The 19,668-nt window shown below is 42.8% G+C and carries 16 protein-coding genes; 13 read left to right on the forward strand and 3 right to left on the reverse strand.

Annotated elements, in window-relative coordinates; genetic code table 11:
* The first annotated feature begins 301 nt into the window (after positions 1 to 301).
* The 6 genes from bglX (at position 302) to K3T81_RS02805 (ending at position 9,871) form a co-directional block, all read left to right on the forward strand.
* Positions 302 to 2,461, forward strand: a complete 2,160-nt coding sequence (gene bglX, locus K3T81_RS02780) for a beta-glucosidase BglX (RefSeq protein WP_238018091.1) — start codon at positions 302 to 304, stop codon at positions 2,459 to 2,461.
* 172 nt (positions 2,462 to 2,633) lie between these two features.
* Positions 2,634 to 5,966 carry a GH36-type glycosyl hydrolase domain-containing protein gene (locus K3T81_RS02785; RefSeq protein ID WP_238018094.1) on the forward strand — a complete coding sequence of 1,111 codons (3,333 nt, stop codon included), beginning with the start codon at positions 2,634 to 2,636 and terminating at the stop codon, positions 5,964 to 5,966.
* Between the two features lie 189 nt (positions 5,967 to 6,155).
* A complete protein-coding gene (locus K3T81_RS02790; RefSeq protein ID WP_238018095.1) occupies positions 6,156 to 6,905 on the forward strand; it encodes a sugar phosphate isomerase/epimerase family protein in 750 nt (249 codons plus the stop codon).
* Positions 6,906 to 6,960: 55 nt separating this feature from the next.
* On the forward strand, positions 6,961 to 7,680 hold the full coding sequence (locus K3T81_RS02795; protein WP_106897918.1) for a ThuA domain-containing protein: 720 nt from the start codon (positions 6,961 to 6,963) through the stop codon (positions 7,678 to 7,680).
* Between the two features lie 15 nt (positions 7,681 to 7,695).
* Positions 7,696 to 8,718, forward strand: a complete 1,023-nt coding sequence (locus K3T81_RS02800) for a Gfo/Idh/MocA family protein (RefSeq protein ID WP_238018096.1) — start codon at positions 7,696 to 7,698, stop codon at positions 8,716 to 8,718.
* A 118-nt stretch (positions 8,719 to 8,836) separates the two neighbouring features.
* Positions 8,837 to 9,871: a Gfo/Idh/MocA family protein gene (locus K3T81_RS02805; protein ID WP_238018097.1), complete on the forward strand. Its 1,035-nt coding sequence runs from the start codon at positions 8,837 to 8,839 to the stop codon at positions 9,869 to 9,871.
* A gap of 69 nt (positions 9,872 to 9,940) precedes the next feature.
* Here K3T81_RS02805 and K3T81_RS02810 read toward each other — a convergent pair whose 3' ends face one another.
* Positions 9,941 to 10,345 carry a secondary thiamine-phosphate synthase enzyme YjbQ gene (locus tag K3T81_RS02810; RefSeq protein WP_238018098.1) on the reverse strand — a complete coding sequence of 135 codons (405 nt, stop codon included), beginning with the start codon at positions 10,343 to 10,345 and terminating at the stop codon, positions 9,941 to 9,943.
* A gap of 368 nt (positions 10,346 to 10,713) precedes the next feature.
* Between K3T81_RS02810 and K3T81_RS02815 the strand changes: the two genes are divergently transcribed.
* The 7 genes from K3T81_RS02815 to K3T81_RS02845 all read left to right on the forward strand — a co-directional run bounded on the left by K3T81_RS02815 (position 10,714) and on the right by K3T81_RS02845 (position 17,937).
* Positions 10,714 to 11,661, forward strand: coding sequence for an acetylxylan esterase (locus K3T81_RS02815; RefSeq protein ID WP_238018099.1), 948 nt, complete (start codon positions 10,714 to 10,716; stop codon positions 11,659 to 11,661).
* 358 nt (positions 11,662 to 12,019) lie between these two features.
* Positions 12,020 to 13,003: a LacI family DNA-binding transcriptional regulator gene (locus tag K3T81_RS02820; protein ID WP_238018100.1), complete on the forward strand. Its 984-nt coding sequence runs from the start codon at positions 12,020 to 12,022 to the stop codon at positions 13,001 to 13,003.
* A 13-nt stretch (positions 13,004 to 13,016) separates the two neighbouring features.
* A complete protein-coding gene (locus K3T81_RS02825) occupies positions 13,017 to 13,763 on the forward strand; it encodes an SDR family oxidoreductase (RefSeq protein WP_238018101.1) in 747 nt (248 codons plus the stop codon).
* Positions 13,764 to 13,914: 151 nt separating this feature from the next.
* Entirely contained in the window at positions 13,915 to 15,243 is a 1,329-nt protein-coding gene (locus tag K3T81_RS02830; protein WP_106897911.1) for an ABC transporter substrate-binding protein, read from the forward strand.
* 76 nt (positions 15,244 to 15,319) lie between these two features.
* A complete protein-coding gene (locus K3T81_RS02835; RefSeq protein ID WP_238018102.1) occupies positions 15,320 to 16,645 on the forward strand; it encodes a carbohydrate ABC transporter permease in 1,326 nt (441 codons plus the stop codon).
* A gap of 13 nt (positions 16,646 to 16,658) precedes the next feature.
* Positions 16,659 to 17,480 carry a carbohydrate ABC transporter permease gene (locus tag K3T81_RS02840; RefSeq protein WP_058949516.1) on the forward strand — a complete coding sequence of 274 codons (822 nt, stop codon included), beginning with the start codon at positions 16,659 to 16,661 and terminating at the stop codon, positions 17,478 to 17,480.
* Between the two features lie 187 nt (positions 17,481 to 17,667).
* The gene (locus K3T81_RS02845; RefSeq protein WP_238018103.1) at positions 17,668 to 17,937 is read left to right on the forward strand and encodes a hypothetical protein; all 270 of its coding nucleotides are present in this window, start codon (positions 17,668 to 17,670) and stop codon (positions 17,935 to 17,937) included.
* 185 nt (positions 17,938 to 18,122) lie between these two features.
* Here the strand turns inward: K3T81_RS02845 and K3T81_RS02850 are convergent, their stop codons facing one another.
* Both K3T81_RS02850 and K3T81_RS02855 read right to left on the reverse strand, forming a co-directional pair.
* Complete coding sequence (locus tag K3T81_RS02850) at positions 18,123 to 18,872, reverse strand: ABC transporter permease (RefSeq protein WP_238018105.1); 750 nt, start codon at positions 18,870 to 18,872, stop codon at positions 18,123 to 18,125.
* Positions 18,873 to 19,634 carry an ABC transporter ATP-binding protein gene (locus K3T81_RS02855; RefSeq protein ID WP_238018107.1) on the reverse strand — a complete coding sequence of 254 codons (762 nt, stop codon included), beginning with the start codon at positions 19,632 to 19,634 and terminating at the stop codon, positions 18,873 to 18,875.
* Positions 19,635 to 19,668 lie beyond the last annotated feature (34 nt).

The raw sequence follows: 19,668 nt of genomic DNA on the forward strand, positions 1-19,668 counted from the left end.
GGAGAGAAGATTAAAATTCTCCTGGTGAAAATTATATGTTTTTGTTGAAACGTTTCTACAAATCGATTATAGTAGTATTTGAAACCGATTGCAACTATTAATTTATTTCTTTGCAGATAGGGAAGTAGAAAACACCTCTACTGCGTAAGTGCGAAAAGCCAAACTTTCTAAAATTTAGCTAGGAAGCAATGAGGGCGTAGTTGAAATGATGATGTCCTAAGTATAAGAAGAAAGAATGCAAGATTTTCAAAAAAAATAAGCCAACGAAAGTTGTATAATATGCTGAAACGGAGGAAGACACATGACAGACCAATTCCTACACGATTTATTAGGTAGAATGACAACAGATGAAAAAGTAGCGCAGCTCATGCAGCTTGCAACACCATTCTTTAAAGGTGCATCGAACAGCGGAGAGATTACCGGTCCGATGGTAAATATGAACGTTACAGATGAAACAGTGGAAAATACAGGTTCCGTACTCGGTGCGTGGGGTGCAAAAGAAATAAAAGCAATCCAAGAACGCCATTTACAGGAAAACAGACTGGGAATACCGCTTTTAATGATGGCGGATGTCATACACGGATACCGGACAATTTTTCCGGTGCCACTCGCAATAGGTAGCTCATGGGACTTGGAGCTTGCAGAAAAGAGTGCACAGATTGCAGCGAAAGAGGCAGCTGTTTCAGGTATTCATGTAACCTTTGCTCCAATGGTTGACCTTGTACGCGATCCACGTTGGGGACGTGTTATGGAGTCAACAGGAGAAGATCCTTATTTGAATGGAGAGTTTGCTAGAGTTCAAGTAGAGGGATTCCAGGGTGATGATTTAAAAAATAATACGGACGCCCTCGCTTCTTGTGTGAAGCATTTTGCTGCATATGGTGCAGCAGAAGGTGGACGTGATTACAATACAGTCAATATGTCAGAAAGAGATTTAAGAGAATATTACCTGCCTGCTTATAAAGCTGCATTGGAGGCAGGAAGTGAAATGGTCATGACTGCATTTAATACGGTTGATGGCATTCCCGCTACCGCAAACAAAACCTTGATGCGTGATCTTCTCCGTGAGGAATGGGGCTTTGATGGTGTCTTGATTTCTGACTGGGGAGCTGTAAAAGAGCTTATCCCACACGGCGTAGCGACAAATGAAAAAGAAGCAGCCGAAAAGGCTATAAAAGCAGGTTTGGACATTGAAATGATGACAACAACGTATGCCAGCCATCTTAAGGAATTGATTGAAGAAGGAAAAGTGGAGGCAAGTTTATTAGATGAAGCTGTCTTGCGCGTGCTTGAGTTAAAACAGAAATTAGGCTTATTTGAAAACCCGTATCGGGGAGCAGATGAAGAACGTGAAAAAGAAGTGATCCGTTGTGAAGAGCATCGCCAAACAGCACAGGATCTTGCCGCTAAATCGGCTGTCCTTTTGAAGAATGACCGAGTTCTTCCTTTGAAAAAAGAGCAAAAGATTGCCCTCATCGGCCCATTTGCGGAAGGAAACGATATTCTTGGCCCATGGTCTTTCCTCGGTTCAACGGATGATGCGATTACAGTGAAGGTTGGGATCGAGCAAAAACTAAACAAAGAAGTTATAGCCGCTAAAGGCAGTGACATTGAAACAGGAGAAGATGCAGATTTACAGGAAGCTATCAAGTTAGCAGGTGAGGCAGAAGTAGTTGTACTTGCACTTGGGGAGGCTTCGGAAATGAGTGGAGAAGCAGGCTCAAGAACAACTATTCAGCTACCAGCACCACAGCTTAAACTGGTAGAAGAGATTGTAAAACTCGGAAAGCCAACTGTAGCAGTGCTATTTAATGGTAGACCACTAGATTTACACGGCGTAATTGATAAAACCGATGCGGTGCTGGAGGCATGGTTCCCAGGAACCGAGGGCGGAGCTGCCATTGCAGATTTACTGTATGGTGAAGTGAATCCTTCAGGTAAATTAACCATGTCGTTCCCAGACAATGTAGGACAAGTACCTGTCTACTACAATCATTTCAATACTGGCCGACCAAAAGGAGCGCCAGATGCGCAGATTCGCTATGTATCGCAGTACCTTGATAGCCCGAATGCGCCAATGTTCCCGTTTGGATATGGCCTTAGTTACACGACCTATGCCTACGACCAATTCTCCCTTTCCAGTGAGACACTTAAGAAGGGCGAAACGCTCACAGCACAAGTTAACGTAACCAACACTGGAAAAGTAGCAGGCGAAGAAATTGTGCAACTATATATTCAAGACAAAGTAGGCGAAGTAGTTCGCCCGTTGAAGGAATTAAAAGGATTTGAAAAAATCCATCTAGAACCAGGCGAGACGAAAACAGTCCAATTTACAATCACAGAAGAGCAACTGCGTTATCACCATGCAGATCTAAGTTACACAAGTGATCCAGGCGAATTTGTCGTGTATGTAGGACCAAATAGTGCAGAGGTAGAAGCACAGAGCTTTGAATTAGAATAGAAAAGTGATAAGTGTCCGTTTAGAATGAGCGGGTGCATCGGCCGTGAACGAAGGGGCATCGCCCTTGAGCCAGAGTACATCGGCCGAGAACACATACACATTACCGGAGAACGCGAGCTCTTCTAACACGATTCCATATAGTGACTAGACATAAGAAAAAGGAGAATGCTTCATGAAGCTAACTAATACCTACATCCCCATGCAAAAAGGAGATTTACAGGTTACGTTCCTAAACAGCGGGGATATTTTCGAAGTAACGCATAATCAAACATTAATTAATCAGCTTATGGCGAACTCAATTGATGGCTCCCTAAATAACATTTACTTACGAGTGCATACTAACAATGAAATACAAGCATTTCCATTGCTTGGAGTGGCATCAACTAGCACATTTAGCCAGCTAGAGAATGGCATGCAATGGAAGGGAGAGGCTGCTGGGATCGATTACACCGTCACCTTCCAATTGGCGACAGACAACATGTGGTTTTGGAATGTAGAGTTAGAAGGGGAAGGGAAAGAAGTGGACCTTATTTACGGACAAGACTTAGGTCTTGCTGATAAAGGAGCAGTCCGCTCCAATGAGGCCTATATGTCCCAGTACATGGACCACAAAATATTTGAAAATCAAAATGGCTACACGATTGCGACAAGACAAAACCAGCCGATGCAGAGTGGTTTTCCGTATATTCAGCAAGGGGCACTTGGCAAAACAGTCGGCTACTCGACAGACGGCTTTCAATTTTTCGGGAAAAGCTATCGCAAAACAAATCAACCTGAGGTCTTGAACAAGGAGAGCTTGGCAAACGAAGTGTATCAATATGAATTTGCTTATACAGCCCTTCAATCTGAAAAATTACAACTAAATGGTCAGCAACAATTTGTCTTTTACGGACTATTTCAAGAAAACCAGGAAGCTGCAGTAACAGAGGCGGTTGCAGAGAGCCTTGTACAACAGGTGTGGAATAATCTTGAGGAAGCAGGACAAGGTACAGCACTTCCAGAAGTCAAAAAAGCAAACACAATTGGTGCACCACTGGCTGCCGAGGAACTGACAGAAGCAGAGATTGCGTCCTACTATCCAGCACGACGCCTTGAGGAAAAAACGGATGCGGAGCTTCTTTCCTTTTTCACCCCAACTCATGAGCATGTCGTTTTGCAACAAAAGGAATTAGCAGTTGAGCGCCCACATGGCCATATTTTAATGAGTGGTCATAATGATGTGGTCAAAGATACGACGATCACCACCAACGTTTACATGTACGGATTATTTAATTCGCAAATTTCGATTGGAAATACAAATATGAATAAAATGCTGTCCAATGCTAGAAACCCACTAAATCGGATGAAAACATCTGGGCAACGAATTTATCTAGAGGTAGACGGGGAGTTCCGTTTGCTAACAATGCCTTCCTTATTCGAAATTGGCTTTAACTATGCCCGTTGGATTTACAAGCTACAGGATGATGTTGTGACGGTTACCACCTTTACGATGGTTGATACAGCAGATGTTCAACTTGATGTGGCCTCAAAACAAGGGAAGGGATATCGCTTCCTTGTGACAAACCAGGCGACGATGCAGAACAACGAATATGAAGTTCCATACGAGCTGGCTACTGACGGCAACACGCTAACCTTCACAGCGAGTGAGGAAGCTGGTAGTAAAGAAACGTATCCAGACCTCACGTATACCATGCAGGTTATCGGAACCGAAATCGATGTAAAAGATGAGAGGGTACTCGCTGAAAATGTTGAACCTGGCAGTGCATCCCTTCTTGTTCTTGAACTACAGCCAACATCCAAGTGGACGATGATCATATCTGGTGATCTTTATGGTGAAAAGCGACATCCTGCGCCGAACACGTTTACAGAGGTGGTAGAAGATTATCGTTCTTATTACAAAGAAGTGATGCAAGGCTTCCATTTAGAACAGGAAAACAAGCAGGATGTAAGAGAAATAGAGAAGGTAAATACCCTTGCATGGTGGTATACCCATAATATGCTGGTACATTTCTCTGTTCCGCACGGCCTGGAGCAATACGGTGGTGCTGCTTGGGGAACAAGGGACGTCAGCCAAGGACCTGCCGAGTATTTCATGGCAACCCAGCACTATGAAACGGTAAGAGATATCATTAAGACGATCTTTGCACACCAATATGAGGATACGGGTAACTGGCCACAGTGGTTTATGTTTGATAAATATAACAAGATTCAGCAGGATGACAGCCATGGAGATATTATCGTTTGGCCAATGAAGGTCGTATGTGATTATATTGAGGCAACTGGCGATACAGCAATTTTACAGGAAAAGATTCCGTATACAGATCGCAATACGTATGAATTTACCGAAGAAAAAGCAACACTGCTTGATCATTTGAAGAAAGAAATGGACTACATCAAAGCACATTTTCTACATAATACGTATTTGTCAGCATATGATGATGGGGATTGGGACGACACCCTGCAGCCTGCGAACCAGAACTTGAAGAAATATATGGCAAGCAGCTGGACTGTCGCATTGACGTATGAAGCATTGCGCAAGATGACAAATGTGTTGAAAGATGTAGATGAAGAAACAGCAAACAAAACACAGGAATTGGTAGAAGGAATCAAGCGTGATTTCAATGACTTCCTAATGCAAACTGACATTATCCCAGGCTTTGTTTACATGGAAGAGGCAGGAGAAGTGGAAAGAATGCTGCACCCTACCGATGAAAAAACGGGGATTAATTATCGACTGCTGCCTATGCAACAAAGCATCATTAGTGAGTTGTTTACATTACAACAGGCAGAATCACATTATGACATTATTAAAAAGCATCTTTTCTTCCCAGATGGTGTTCGCTTAATGAACCGCCCGGCAAACTATAAAGGTGGTGTGAGCACACATTTTAAGCGGGCAGAGCAGGCGTCCAACTTTGGTCGGGAAATTGGCCTTCAGTATGTCCATGCACATATTCGGTATGTGGAAGCGATGGCGAAGCTCGGATATGGTGACGAAACATGGGATGGATTGGCTGTCATTAACCCGATCGCAATCCAAGATGTGGTGCCAAACGCAGAGCTGCGTCAGAGCAATGCTTACTTCAGTAGCTCAGACGGAGACTTTAAGACTCGTTATGAAGCACAAGAGCAATTTGGTAAATTACGAGACGGTTCTGTGAAGGTGAAAGGTGGCTGGCGCATATACTCAAGCGGCCCGGGAATCTACATGAATCAACTGATCGCCAATACATTAGGCGTACGCCAATTTGCCGGCGATCTTATCCTCGACCCTGTACTACCTGAACGTCTGGATGGTCTGCGTTTCACGTATACGTGGAATGACAAGCCTGTAACGTTCGTTTACCACTTAAATGCTGAGAAGCAGCAAGTGCTAATTAATGGTGCGATTAGTGAAGCAACAGAGCTTATTAACCCATACCGAGCGGGTGGAATACGCATCCCGCGTGAACAATTGGACCAAGCACTTGAAGCAGATGACAATACGATTGAAGTGTTTGTGTAAGAAGGTTAATACAAAGTGCGTTAACTCCATACAAGCCGTGATCTAAAAAAAGAAAACCGGGAGATCCATACTGGTATCGTCCGGTTTTCTCCATTACATTATTTAAAAAGGGAAGGTTTTAAGGGTATTATACTATTACCCAGGATGACCATCTGTTAAACTAAAATTATTAGAAAAGGAGAGGATCATATGGGGAAAATTGGATTACAGCTTTATACAGTAAGGGATTCTGCTGAAGCAAACTTTCAAAAATTACTTACAGACGTTGGGGAACTCGGTTATGAAGGCGTACAGTTTGCCGGTTTTTATGATGCATCAGCAGAAGATGTGCAAAAGACGCTCCATAAAGCAACGCTCAGACCAGCTGGGGCGCATGTACCTATAGATCAACTACAGAATAACCTGCAAGAGGTTATGCGCTACCATGAAGCTATTGAGAATCAGTTAATCATTTGTCCATACCTGCCCGACTCCATGCGTGAAAATAAAGCGGGCTACTTACAAACAGCAGAATTATTTAATCAAATTGGGAAAGAACTGAAAGAAGCAGGATTTCAATTTGGCTATCATAATCATGCTTTTGAGTTTGATAGAATAGAAGAAACGACTGGATTTGAACTATTATTTGAAAACACCGATCCAGAGTTGGTAAAAATGGAGCTAGATTGCTTTTGGGCAACCTATGCAGGACATGATCCGAACAAGATTATCCGTGATTATAAAACACGTTGTATCTCCCTTCATTTAAAAGACATTAAAGTAGAAAATGGAGAAAAGATCTCTACTGAAATAGGCACAGGCACACTAGATATGAATAAATTAATTCAATCAGGGCTTGATCACAATGTGGAGTGGTTTATCGTAGAGCAAGAGCATTTCACAGGTGACCCATTAGTTAGTGCAAAGAAAAATGTAGAAGCATTAAAGAAAATGATATAATCATAGATAATTAAAAGGTAAGCGCTATATTTAGACAGAAGGAGAGTTTTTAAAAATGAAAGTTACGGTTTGGAATGAGAATCGCCATGAAAAAACAAATGAGAAAGTTTCCGAGATTTATCCAGAAGGGATCCATGGGCAACTAGCATCTTTTCTAGAAGAAGCCGGGTATGATACAAAAACAGCAACGCTTGACGAACCAGAGCATGGATTGACAGATGAGGTCTTAAATGAAAGCGATGTCTTAGTTTGGTGGGGACATATGGCTCATGAAGAGGTTACCGAAGAGGTCGCTGAAAAAGTGAAGCAACGCGTACTTGATGGCATGGGGTTAGTTGTTCTTCATTCGGCTCACTTTTCCAAAGTATTTAAGAAACTGATGGGCACTGGCTGTGACTTGAAATGGCGAGAAGCGGATGAAAAAGAAAGACTATGGGTAGCAGATCCGACCCACCCAATTACGGAAGGCATTGGGGAATACATTGAGTTAGAAAAAGAAGAAATGTATGGAGAACATTTTGATATTCCAGCACCAGATGAATTAGTATTCATTAGCTGGTTTGAAGGTGGCGAAGTATTCCGTAGTGGAGCAACCTTTAAGCGTGGCCGTGGGAAGATTTTCTATTTCCGTCCTGGACATGAAACATATCCCACTTACCATAATAAGGAAATCCAAAAAGTTATCATCAATGGCGTGAAATGGGCAGCCAATACGAATACACCGGAGCCTGTGCGTGGAAACCACCAACCGTTAGAGAAAATTACAAAGAAATAAAGGGGAGAAAATAACATGACAGCAGTTCGAGTAGCAGTAATCGGATGTGGAAGCATTGCAAAGCATCGCCATTTAATCGAGTATGATCTACAGCCAGGAGTCGAAATCACGGCAGTTTGCGATATCGTGGAGGAACGCGCAAAAGCAGCAGCAGAAAAGTACGGAGCAACTGCTTATACAGATTATGAAACACTGTTAAAAGAAGAAGAAGTGGATGCTGTGAGTGTATGTCTACCTAACTATTTACATGCACCAGTATCCATCGCCGCACTGGAAGCAGGATGCCATGTGTTATGTGAAAAGCCAATGGCGACATCTCGTGAGGAAGCACAGCAAATGATTGATGCAGCAAACAAAAACGAGAAGAAACTCATGATTGCGCATAATCAGCGTTTCGTACCTTCACATCAGAAGGCGAGAGAATTAATTGAGCAAGGCGAGATTGGAAAAATATACAGCTTCCGTACTGCTTTCGGCCATGGTGGACCTGAAGGATGGAGCGTAGACGGAAAAGATAGCTGGTTCTTTCAAAAGGAAAAAGCGTTTATCGGTGCAATGGGCGACCTAGGTGTCCATAAGGCGGACCTTATGCGCTACTTGCTTGGAGAAGAATTTACAGAAGTTGCGGGGTTTGTAGAAAGCTCAGCAAAAGAAGGTTCTGACGTAGACGATAATGCAGTTTGTATCTTAAAATCTGCCAGCGGGGTTGTTGGAACATTGGCAGCAAGCTGGGCATATTCCGCTAAAGAGGATAATTCGACGGTTATTTACGGAGAGAAGGCAACACTTCGATTGGAAGATGACCCGAACTTCTCCTTAGTTGCACAATATGTGAGCGGAGAAGTTGTGAAGTATGAGCTTGGTGGTATCCAAACAAATGATAGTGGTGGGCAGACAACCTCCAAGGTGATCCATCACTTTATTACAAGTATTACGGAAAACACAAACCCACCAATTGATGGCGAAGATGGAAAGAAATCACTAGAAGTTATTTTGAATGCGTTAGAATCAGCTGAGACAAAGCGAATTTGCAGATGATTTAAAATCTCCAGCGCCTATTTTGGGGGCTGGAGATGGACGTGGCCATTCTTGTTAATGGACAGTTCTTAGCAATAATTTTGTGCTTGCTTATTTTTTAATAAAGGGGTTAACATACATGCTTAAAATGGGAATTATCGGAGTAGGCGGGATAGCGCAGGGCAGGCATATCCCCGCATATCTTCTAATGCCAGAGAAAGTTGAATTAACAGCAGTACAGGACGTAAATATAGAAAGAGCAAAAGAAATAGCAGAAAAACATAATATTGCCAGCGTCTTTGAGGACTATACAGCATTATTTAATGTGGTGGATGCTGTGACGATCTGTACACCAAATAAGTTTCATGCAGACATCGCAGTAGCTGCACTTGAAGCAGGAGTTCATGTGTTGTGTGAAAAACCGATGGCTATGACTGCGGAGGAATGCCAGCGCATGCTGGATGCTTCCCGCAAGTCAGGGAAAAAATTAGCCATAGCATACCATTACCGGTTCACTGAACCAGCACAGGTGGCCAAAAAAGCAGTACGTAATCAAGAAGTAGGCGATCCACTTGTAACCCGTGTGGAAGCAATGCGTCGTCGTAAAGTTCCTGGCTGGGGCGTCTTCACAAACAAGGAATTACAAGGGGGAGGTAGTCTGATAGATTATGGCTGTCATATGCTTGACCTAGCCCTTTGGTTGCTTGATGGTCCAAAACCTGTTGAAGTTAGTGGCAGAACATATAACCGTCTTAGTAAAACACCTAATCAAATAAATGATTGGGGCGTATTTGATACCGAAACATTTGATGTGGATGACCATGTATCGGCCTATATTACATTTGAAGACGGAGCGTCGTTGTTTTTAGAATGCTCATGGTCTGCAAATATCAAAGAAGACACACGACACCTGAGCATTTCTGGCGTTGATGGTGGTCTGAATCTCTATCCATTGGAATTTTATCAGCCAAAACACGGAACCTTTATGACAACGACAACGAAAGCGGATCATAATGAAAATGAGGCGGGTATCGCGCAGGCCCATAACTTTGTCGATAGTTGTTTAGGGAATGCGGAGCTAGTCGTAAAACCAGAAGAGGCACTCGAAGTCTCTCGCATTATTGAAGCCATTTATAAAAGTAGTGAAACTGGGATTTCTGTCCGTCTCTCATAGTAAAGAAAGCATGGCTCCCTTGGGTGGCCATGCTTTTTTCTAATATGTTATTAGGAAAACATAAAATATCTAATCCGCTGCTATTAATCTAACCTGGTAATTTCTTTCCCGGGGACCATCAAACTCGCAAAAATAGACACCCTGCCAAGTACCGAGTACCAATTTTCCTTCAGCTACGATCAGGGTTTGGGCATGACCGACTGTGCTTGTTTTTAAGTGGGCAGCTGTGTTTCCTTCTGCATGACGGTCCTTAGCATGATCCCATGGATAAATTTCATCAAGGCGCATAAGCATATCCGTTTTTACATCAGGGTCCGCATTTTCATTGACGGTAATTCCCGCTGTGGTATGCAAAGAGGAAACGACGAGAATCCCTTCTTCGACACCTGTTTCATAGATCCATTCTTCTAGCTTGCTCGTAATGTCGAGCATATCTGCGTGACGTGTTGTCTTAATTGAAAACGTTTTTTGCAATTCGATTCTCCTCTCGCAACATCCTGCTTTTAGTATACTACCCTTTTGATGCAGATGGAAATCTATGTTTCATCAAATTGTTGCAAAAGATGCTTTTTTGTAGGTTTCATAGGCATAAAGTAAAGCCAGTAAGATAGAATGAAGCTGATGGAATTTTGAAGTAAACGAAGCCTTCGCTAAAAGACGATTAAATGCTAGATACTCTAACGACATTGTAACTTATAGAGGCACAAAAGAGCTCTTTCCAATATAATAAGGACAAATAAGACAGTGATTCGTGGAAATATTGCAAACAGGATTCGCTATTTATTTCCCGGGTAATATTTTTTGGCTATCTGTCGAAACAAGGACGAAAGGAAGCGAGAAAAATGGAACATATTCAAAGAACCGTAGAACAATTAAAAACCTACATACCTACATCAACTAAGCGATCTGATCATAAGGCATTCTGGGATAAGTCCTTGCTAGAATCAAGTAGACAACCCTTATCAGCGACAATGTCAGAAAGAGAATATCCTATTAAACAAGTAAAAGTTCAGCGTGTTGTTTATCAGGGTTTCGGCGGCACTCCGATTCACGCCCACTATTTATTGCCCCAGAATACAGAGGGAAAGTTACCTTGTCTACTTTTCTTCCACGGGTATGGAATGAATAAAGGATCTGTTGCACAGTATATGCAGTGGCTGATCCAAGGGTACGCAGTGCTGGCGGTAGATAGCCGAGGTCATGGAGAAAGTGGCGATGCTGCGCTTTATTCTTCAGATGTTACTGGAAGCTGGGTGACAAAAGGGATACTAGATAAAAACGAATATTATTACCGAAATGTATATATAGATGCTGTCAGAGCAATCGACTTTCTCTGTACGAGGAAAGAGATAGATGCTGAACGCATTGGTGTAATTGGCGGCAGTATGGGGGGAGGAATCACGCTTGCGGTTGCTGCATTGGATGATCGACCTAAGCTTGCTGTGGCGGATATGCCAAACATGTGTGATATCCCGCTGGCAATGGAGCAGAAATTTGAAGGTTCTTTAACAATAGTCGAGAACTTCCTGCGACAGAATCCACAACTTACAGAGCAGGTTTATGAAACTCTGTCGTATTTTGACCATGTTAATCTAGCAGAGCAAATAACTTGCCGGACACGATTCGCGGTTGGCCTACGTGACATTATTTGCCCACCACAGCCGAGCTATGGTGTATATAATTTGATACATGCTCCCAAAAGCATGGAAGTCTATCCTTTTTCTGGCCATGATATGAGTATGAATAGCCACACGGATAAAACATTGGAGTTTATTGCAGCTTATTTGTAGAGAGGGTGCTTTTCGGCTGATAGGTTTAGAGTATCAGCCGAGAGAGTGTTATTATCGGCTGAGAGCGAGGAGGCATCGCCCGAGAGCCTGAGAGTATCATCCGAGAGCGGGGAGACATCGCCCAAGAGCCTGAGAGTATCGCCCGGGAACGGGGAGGCATCGGCCAAGAGCGAGAGGACATCGCCTTAGAGCAAAAGAATATCGCCCGAGAGCAAGAGCGCATCGACCGATAACCAAATCCCCTCCAACCACCCCACCAAGAAAAAATTACCATTTTACTCCTATTCACCTATTGACACAATTTAGATTTCAACTTACGATGAATGAAAACGTTTACAAAAAGAAATGGGTGAGGGATATGGTGACGATTCATGATGTGGCGAAGTTAGCTGGGGTCTCGGTTGCGACGGTATCCAGGGTGGTGAATGAGAATAAGCGAGTAGCAGAGAAAACAAGGACCCGGGTAGAGTGGGCGATTAGCGAGTTGAACTATGCACCTAGTGTGCTGGGCAGAAACCTGAGAACCTCAAAAAGCAATCTGTTGCTTGTACTGCTTCCGAGTATTTCCAACCCATTTTACACCGAAATTATTAATGGGATCGAGGATACGGCAATTGCAAGAGGCTACAATATCTTGCTCTGTGAGACAGATTCCAATCCAAAGCGGGAAGCCATTTATTTTAACCTTCTCCGCAACAGGCTAGCAGAAGGAATTATATCCATGGACCCCTCTGTAAATAAAAATAAACTGCTGGAACTTGCAGAAAGCTACCCAGTCGTCCAGTGCAGTGAATATGATACAGAGAGCCCTATTCCGTATGTGACGATTGATAATGAACAAGCAGCATATGATGCTGTTACACATCTCATCGAGTCAGGACACCGGAAAATCGCACTGATTAATTCTGATGAACGATTTTTGTATGCGAGACAGCGACAGAATGGCTATGAAAAGGCAATGCAGAAACACGGATTACCAATTCGTGACGAGTGGGTTTACAACGCGGAACATCTCCGATTTGGAGCTGGACAAAAGGCAATTAGGACGCTCTTACAACTCCACGATCGCCCTTCTGCCGTGTTTGCAGTGTCAGATGTCTATGCGATTGGGGCATTAAAGGAGATTCATAGACTGGGGAAGAAAGTACCTGAGGATATTGCCATTATTGGCTTTGATAAGATCACGTTTTCGGATATGGCGTTTCCTACATTGTCAACGATTGCTCAGCCAATGTATGAAATGGGTTGTATATCAGCTGAGATGATTATGGATGAAATTAGTGGGGTTAATGTAAATAGTAGAGTACTAGAGCATAAGCTTATAAAACGAGATTCTACATAAGGGAGAGAGTAGTATGAAAAAAGGAACGGCATTGGTAACAGGGGTTAGCCATGAAAACGGAATCGGGGCAGCAGCATGCAAACGATTGGCTGCAGCTGGGCATGATATATTTTTTACGCATTGGCAAGCCTCTGAAAAATGGGAGGCACAGTTTAAAGCAGAGATCACGCAATATGGCGTAAGGTGTGAAGGAGCATCGATTGATTTGGCAAATTCTGATGCCGCAATAAAAGTTCTAAACGCAACAGAGGAGGCGCTCGATTTTCCATGTATTTTAGTAAATAATGCAGCATATTCCACACGAGATGGCTACCAGCAGCTGGATGCCCAAACATTGGATGCTCACTATGCGGTAAATATTCGTTCAGTATCTTTGTTATGTGTCGAATTTGCTCGCAGATTTGAAAAAAGGCAAATGCAAGCTGGAAGAATTATTAATATGACCTCAGGCCAGGCGCAGGGTCCCATGCTGGAAGAGTTGGCATATGTAGCAACAAAAGGAGCCATCTCTGCGTTTACCCTTTCTTTGTCAGCAGAGATCGGAAATCTTGGCATTACAGTGAATGCCGTTAATCCTGGTCCGACAGATACTGGCTGGATGTCAGAGGAACTAAAAGAGGAGTTGGCACCAAAATTTGCGACAAAGCGAATTGGCCTACCGGATGATGCTGCAAGGTTAATTTCCTTTCTTGCGAGCGAAGAAGCAGCATGGATTACAGGCCAGGTGATCAATTCAGAAGGAGGCTTCTTCCGTAACTAAATCTTCCTTTAGTTAAGATGGTAAATGGCAAAATAATTCACTAAAAATTCGAAAAACAGGTTGACAGATTGGGTTGCAGTGTATATTATAAAGTCAAATGTAAACGTTTTCACACGTAGGAAAAGTTTACTATACCAAGGGGGTTAAAAGCATGAAGTTCAAACGTTATGTTATTTGGTCATTATTGGTTATCTCGTTGGCAGTATTTTTAGCAGCATGTAATAGCGAAGGGGAAGAAACATCAAGCACGGATGGAGAGGAAAACACAGATTCTGGTGAAAACGCTGAGGAAGCAACAGAAGATGAGCAAGTTACAATCGTGTATGCACGTGGGGTGGATACGACACCAGCTACAGATGCGGTAATTAAAGCATTTGAAGAGGCACATCCTAATATTAAAGTGGAACAACGGGAGATGCCAGCAGACACGGGTCAGTCTCATGACCAATATGTAACTACGTTCAGTTCACAAAGTACGGAAATTGATGTTTTCAATGCGGATGTAATCTGGCCAGCAGAATTTGCTCAAGCGAATTATGCACTAGAGCTAGATCGTTTCATTGAAAAAGATGGCATAGATATGGATTCTTATTTCCCCGGCACCGTTGCCGCAGGGAAATTTAATGGAAGACAATGGGCGATGCCGCAATTTACAGATGCGGGAGTATTCTACTATCGTACTGATATTGTAGAAGAACCACCTAAAACATGGGATGAACTGATAAGCCAAGCGCAAGAGCTTCAGGGGCAAGAAGGAACTGAGTTTGGTTACCTTATGCAAGCAGCACAATATGAAGGATTAATTACAAATGCGATTGAATATATTGCTTCCTATGGTGGGCAGGTCGTGGATGAAAGCAATAACGTTGTAGTGGATAGTCCAGAGACAGTCAAAGCAATTGAAAAAATGCAGGAAGTTGTAGGATCAGATTTTGTTCCTGATAACATTCTTAATTTCATGGAAACGGAAACAGAAAACGCTTGGATCGAAGGAAAAGCGGTATTTGCCAGAAACTGGCCATATCTAATGTCTTCTTCTAATGATGAGGAACGTTCCTCCATCGTAGACAATGTGGAAATGGCAATGCTCCCAGCTGGTGATGAAGGAAGTGCTTCAGCTCTTGGTGGATGGATGACGATGATTAACCGTTACTCCGAACATCCTGAAGAAGCGTGGGAGTTTGTGAAATTCATTTCTGGTCCAGAAGGTCAAAAAATCTCCGCTGTTGAAGGCGCACGCGCTCCTACTATAGCAGAATTGTACGAAGATCCAGAAGTTCAGGATGTTAGTTCTTTATTTGCTAACCCGGAATTTAGAGAAGTATTGCAGTCAGCAGTACCGCGTCCTGTAACACCAATCTATCCGGAAATTTCTGACATTATGCAAATTGAATTATCAAAAGCTTTAACAGGTGAACAGTCTGCAGCAGATGCAGCTGCAAACATGCAGGAGAAAATGGAAGCCGCCATGGCGGAATAACTTGAATAAAGCAAGATGAGGAGCAAGTTGCTCATCTTGCTTTTCTATTAAGCAAACATGAGCAAGGAGGATCAGGATGAAAAAAAACAATCGGCGTGGCTTTCAACTAAATGAGAAACAGCTCGGTTATGCCATGGTGCTTCCATCACTTCTATTAGTTATTGCAGTCGTACTGTGGCCGGTTGCACAATCCTTTTATAATAGCTTGTTTGATTACAGGCTAAACGACCCGACAAGATCACAACTGATGTTAGGATCCACAATTGATTTAGAACGCTATGTCGATAATCATTTTTATATTGAAGGCCAGCTGGAAACGTTGGGCAGTGAGAATGAAGAATTATCCGCCACAGCGACAGCTATCCAAGAAGATATTGAAGGGTTTCATGCGGAATTGATTCAGGATGAAGAAATGAAGCAAAAGGTCGAAAAAATTGATGAAATGCTGGCAAGCTATACCCCTGTCAGAGACAATGAGCTCAAATATGCAGATTTGGATAATGATTTTGCATCGGAATACAGGGATACTTTAACCAATGCACAGAATGAGTTAATGTCGGCCGCAGAGCAGGCGCCGAATGAAGAAGTAGCGTCAACGATCACCCAGACTGCTGATTTACTAGGTGCTACATCCGAAAATATTTTAGAATCAAACTTTATTGGTTTAGCAAATTACGCTAAATACTTGAAAGACTCGAGAATGTGGGGAGCTTTAGGTAATACGGCATTTTTTACCGTCGTAACCGTAGCGCTTGAGCTTGTAATCGGACTTGCAGTAGCGCTGTTAATCAACCGGGCCTTTAAAGGGAGAGGACTTGTCCGAGCATCTGTGTTAATACCTTGGGCAATACCGACAGCAGTAGCTGCGATGATGTGGGGCTTTTTATATGATGGCCAATCCGGGATTGTGTCCCACTACATGGAGGTATTTAACCTTATCCCAGGTGCTTCGTGGTTATTATCCACTGCAGATGGAGGAATGTTTTCTATCATCCTAGCAGATGTGTGGAAAACAACACCGTATATGGCTTTGCTGCTTCTAGCAGGTCTGCAAACTATACCAGCACCGCTCTATGAAGCCTCAAACGTGGATGGAGCGAATAAATGGCAGCAATTTTGGAGCATCACCCTACCACTCTTGAAATCTTCTATTCTTGTAGCACTATTGTTCAGAAGTTTGGATGCCTTCCGGGTATTTGACTTAATTTATGTGCTAACAGGTGGTGGACCGGCGAATGCGACCGAGTCTATCTCGGTTTATGCCTATAAAACACTTTTCGCGCAGCAAAATTTTGGAGAAGGTTCGGTTCTTTCCGTTATCGTTTTCCTATGTGTAGCGCTCATTAGTTTTCTGTTTGTTAAATTAATCGGATCCGATCTATTTGCAGGTCGTACAAAATGAGGAGGGGAAACAGATGAATAAAAAAGCAGGAATCGGATTTTATATCTTTTTGACAGCCTTTGTCTTTCTCGTCATGTTTCCGTTTATCTGGGTCTTTTTAACCTCCATTAAACCTGTCGGAGAGATCTTTTCATCCTTCCGCTGGTTTACTACATCACCGACCTTGGATTCCTATGATGCAGCTTTGACAAATCGCCCATTACTACGGTATATGCTAAATAGCTTTGTCGTTTCTGGACTAACAACTATTGTATCACTAGCTTTCGCAGCTTTTACAGCATACGCTGTAACAAGACTGCCGATTAAGGGGAAAGGTCTTATACTTGGAATAGTGCTCGCAGCATCCATGTTTCCCCAAATCGCAATTATCTCCCCAATCTTTAATTTAGTAACAGATTTGGGTCTGCGAAACAGTTACCTAGGATTGGTAATTCCTTATATTACAATCAGTCTTCCATTATCGATCTGGATTCTAGCAACCTTCTTTAAAAAGATTCCATTCGAGTTAGAGGAATCTGCCAAATTGGATGGGGCAAGTCCCTTCCAAACATTCCGGAAAATTATCTTTCCTTTGGCAGCGCCAGGAGTCTTCACGACAGGAATCCTCGTGTTTATCGCAGCATGGAATGAGTATCTCTTCTCTCTGACGATTAACAGTGATGATGCATGGCGCACCGTCCCAGTAGGGATTTCCATGTACCAGAGTCAATATTCTGTACCATGGGGCGATATTTCCGCAGCAACGGTAATTGTGACGATTCCAATTGTAATACTGGTGCTGTTCTTCCAAAGAAGGATTGTGTCAGGGTTAACTTCTGGGTCGATGAAGGAGTAGGTATTTTTAAAGAAGGGTAGCTCACTGGTTATGGCGGGCTACCCTTTTTTATGTAAATCGAATAAAAAGTATATATTGGAAGTTAAGCATGAGCAGCTAAAGACAACTTTAAAGTAATCTATACAGATAGGAGGAAGGCGGGCTAAAGAAGTAATATTGAAATTAGCATAAGGAGGGGGATTATATAGTGAGAAAATTAACCTTTATGGTCATGCTTGTACTCATCCTTTTAATATCTACTAGTTGTGAAAGCCCTAAGATATCAGAGGATGAGGCTGTATCTATCGTTTTAGAAAGTCATTCACGAAGCAGTGAAGAAGCTGAAATAAAAGCTGTGAGTCATCGTTTTGGGGAGTATAAAGTGGAGTGGGAAATTGATGCAGCTTGTGAGTTTGGCACGGATTATATTGATGATCAAAGCGGTAAGATGGTAAAGGGCGAAGAGACAAATTGTTAAGGATGGAGTGTAATGAGACCATGTTGCCAAGGGATGTTCTAAATTGTGTACCTCGTTTAGTTTAGTTCTGTAGCAGAAGTTTAAAAGCCTAATCCCCCAAAATAAGGCACTAGGCTTTCAACAAATTAACATTTCCTTGCTACTAACAGAACTTCGTTTTTATCCAGATTACACGCTCTTCGAAACTATATTAACTTATGCTTGAATACTTTACCGGCGATAAAGTAAGCGATGGCCATAATCCCGACACACCAGGCAAGCGCAATCCAGATACCATTACTGATAGTGCCATCATACAAAAGAGTGCGGATCGCATTCACAAGTGAAGTCACTGGCTGGTTTTCAGCAAATATACGAATGATTTTAGGCATGGATTCTGTGGGGACGAATGCTGAGCTGATAAACGGTAGAAAAATGAGTGGGTACGAAAATGCAGTTGCCCCTTCCATAGTATTTGCAGTTAATCCAGGAATGACTGCCAGCCATGTCAGCGCCAAAGTAAACAGTCCGAGTATCCCAACAACTATGAGCCATTCAATGATGGTAGCGTTAGAACGGAAGCCCATTAAAAGTGCTACAAGAATAACCACCAATACAGTAAGTGCATTGGAAACAAGTGAAGTCAATACATGGGCCCACAGTATCGAAGAACGCTTTATTGGCATAGTAAAGAAACGTGCCATCAATCCACTCTGTACATCTGTGAATAAGCGCAAAGAAGTATAAGCGACACCTGATGCGATCGTGATCAGCAAGATTCCCGGCAACAGGTAATTAACATAATTTTCGGTTCCTGTCTCTATCGCTCCGCCAAACACGTAGACAAACAACAACATCATCATAATTGGTGTAATTGCCACTGTGATAATTGTATCTGGGCTACGCATGATGGTACGCATTAAACGCCCAAGTAACACCCCTGTTTTCCTGTTCATCTAAATCTCCTCCTTTTTGCCGATTATGGCAAGGAAGATTTCTTCCAATGTTGGTTGCTTCTCGATATATTCCACTTTCGCTGGCGGAAACATCTCCTTAAGTTCGGCAAGGGTTCCAGTCGTGATGATTTTGCCGCCATGCAGAATAGCGATACGATCCGCTAATTGTTCGGCTTCCTCAAGGTACTGAGTTGTCAATAAGATAGTCGTACCCCCGTTGGCAAGCTCCTTGACGGTATTCCATACCTCAATCCGTGCCTCGGGGTCAAGTCCTGTGGTTGGTTCATCGAGAAAAATCACTTCAGGCTTCCCAATTAGGCTCATAGCGATATCAAGCCTACGCTTCATTCCCCCTGAATACTTATCTGCACGCTGGTTGGCCGCATCAGTTAAGTTAAATCTTGCAAGTAGTTCGTTAGCGATTTGAGTTGGCTTGGAAACTCCCCGCAACTTGGCAATCATCACCAGATTTTCCCGCCCGGTTTGCATGCCATCTAATGCCGCAAACTGTCCTGTTAGGCTGATGCTTTGGCGAACATGATCGGCTTGTCTTTGAACGTCAAACCCGCTAATATTTACTTGACCGGCATCCGGATTTAGCAGTGTTGATAGGATGTTCACGGCTGTTGTCTTACCCGCTCCATTTGATCCTAACAAAGCAAAAATTTCTCCTTTTTGTACTTCAAAATTTAATCCTTTTAACACTTCTTTGTCTTTAAAGGACTTTTTAAGGCCCTTTACTGAAATCGCAGTAGTGCTCATTTATCTTCCTCCTTATAAAATGGCTAGCAAACCA

It is taken from the genome of Oceanobacillus jordanicus, assembly GCF_022095695.1.
GTDB classification, from domain to species: Bacteria; Bacillota; Bacilli; order Bacillales; family Amphibacillaceae; genus Oceanobacillus_B; species Oceanobacillus_B jordanicus.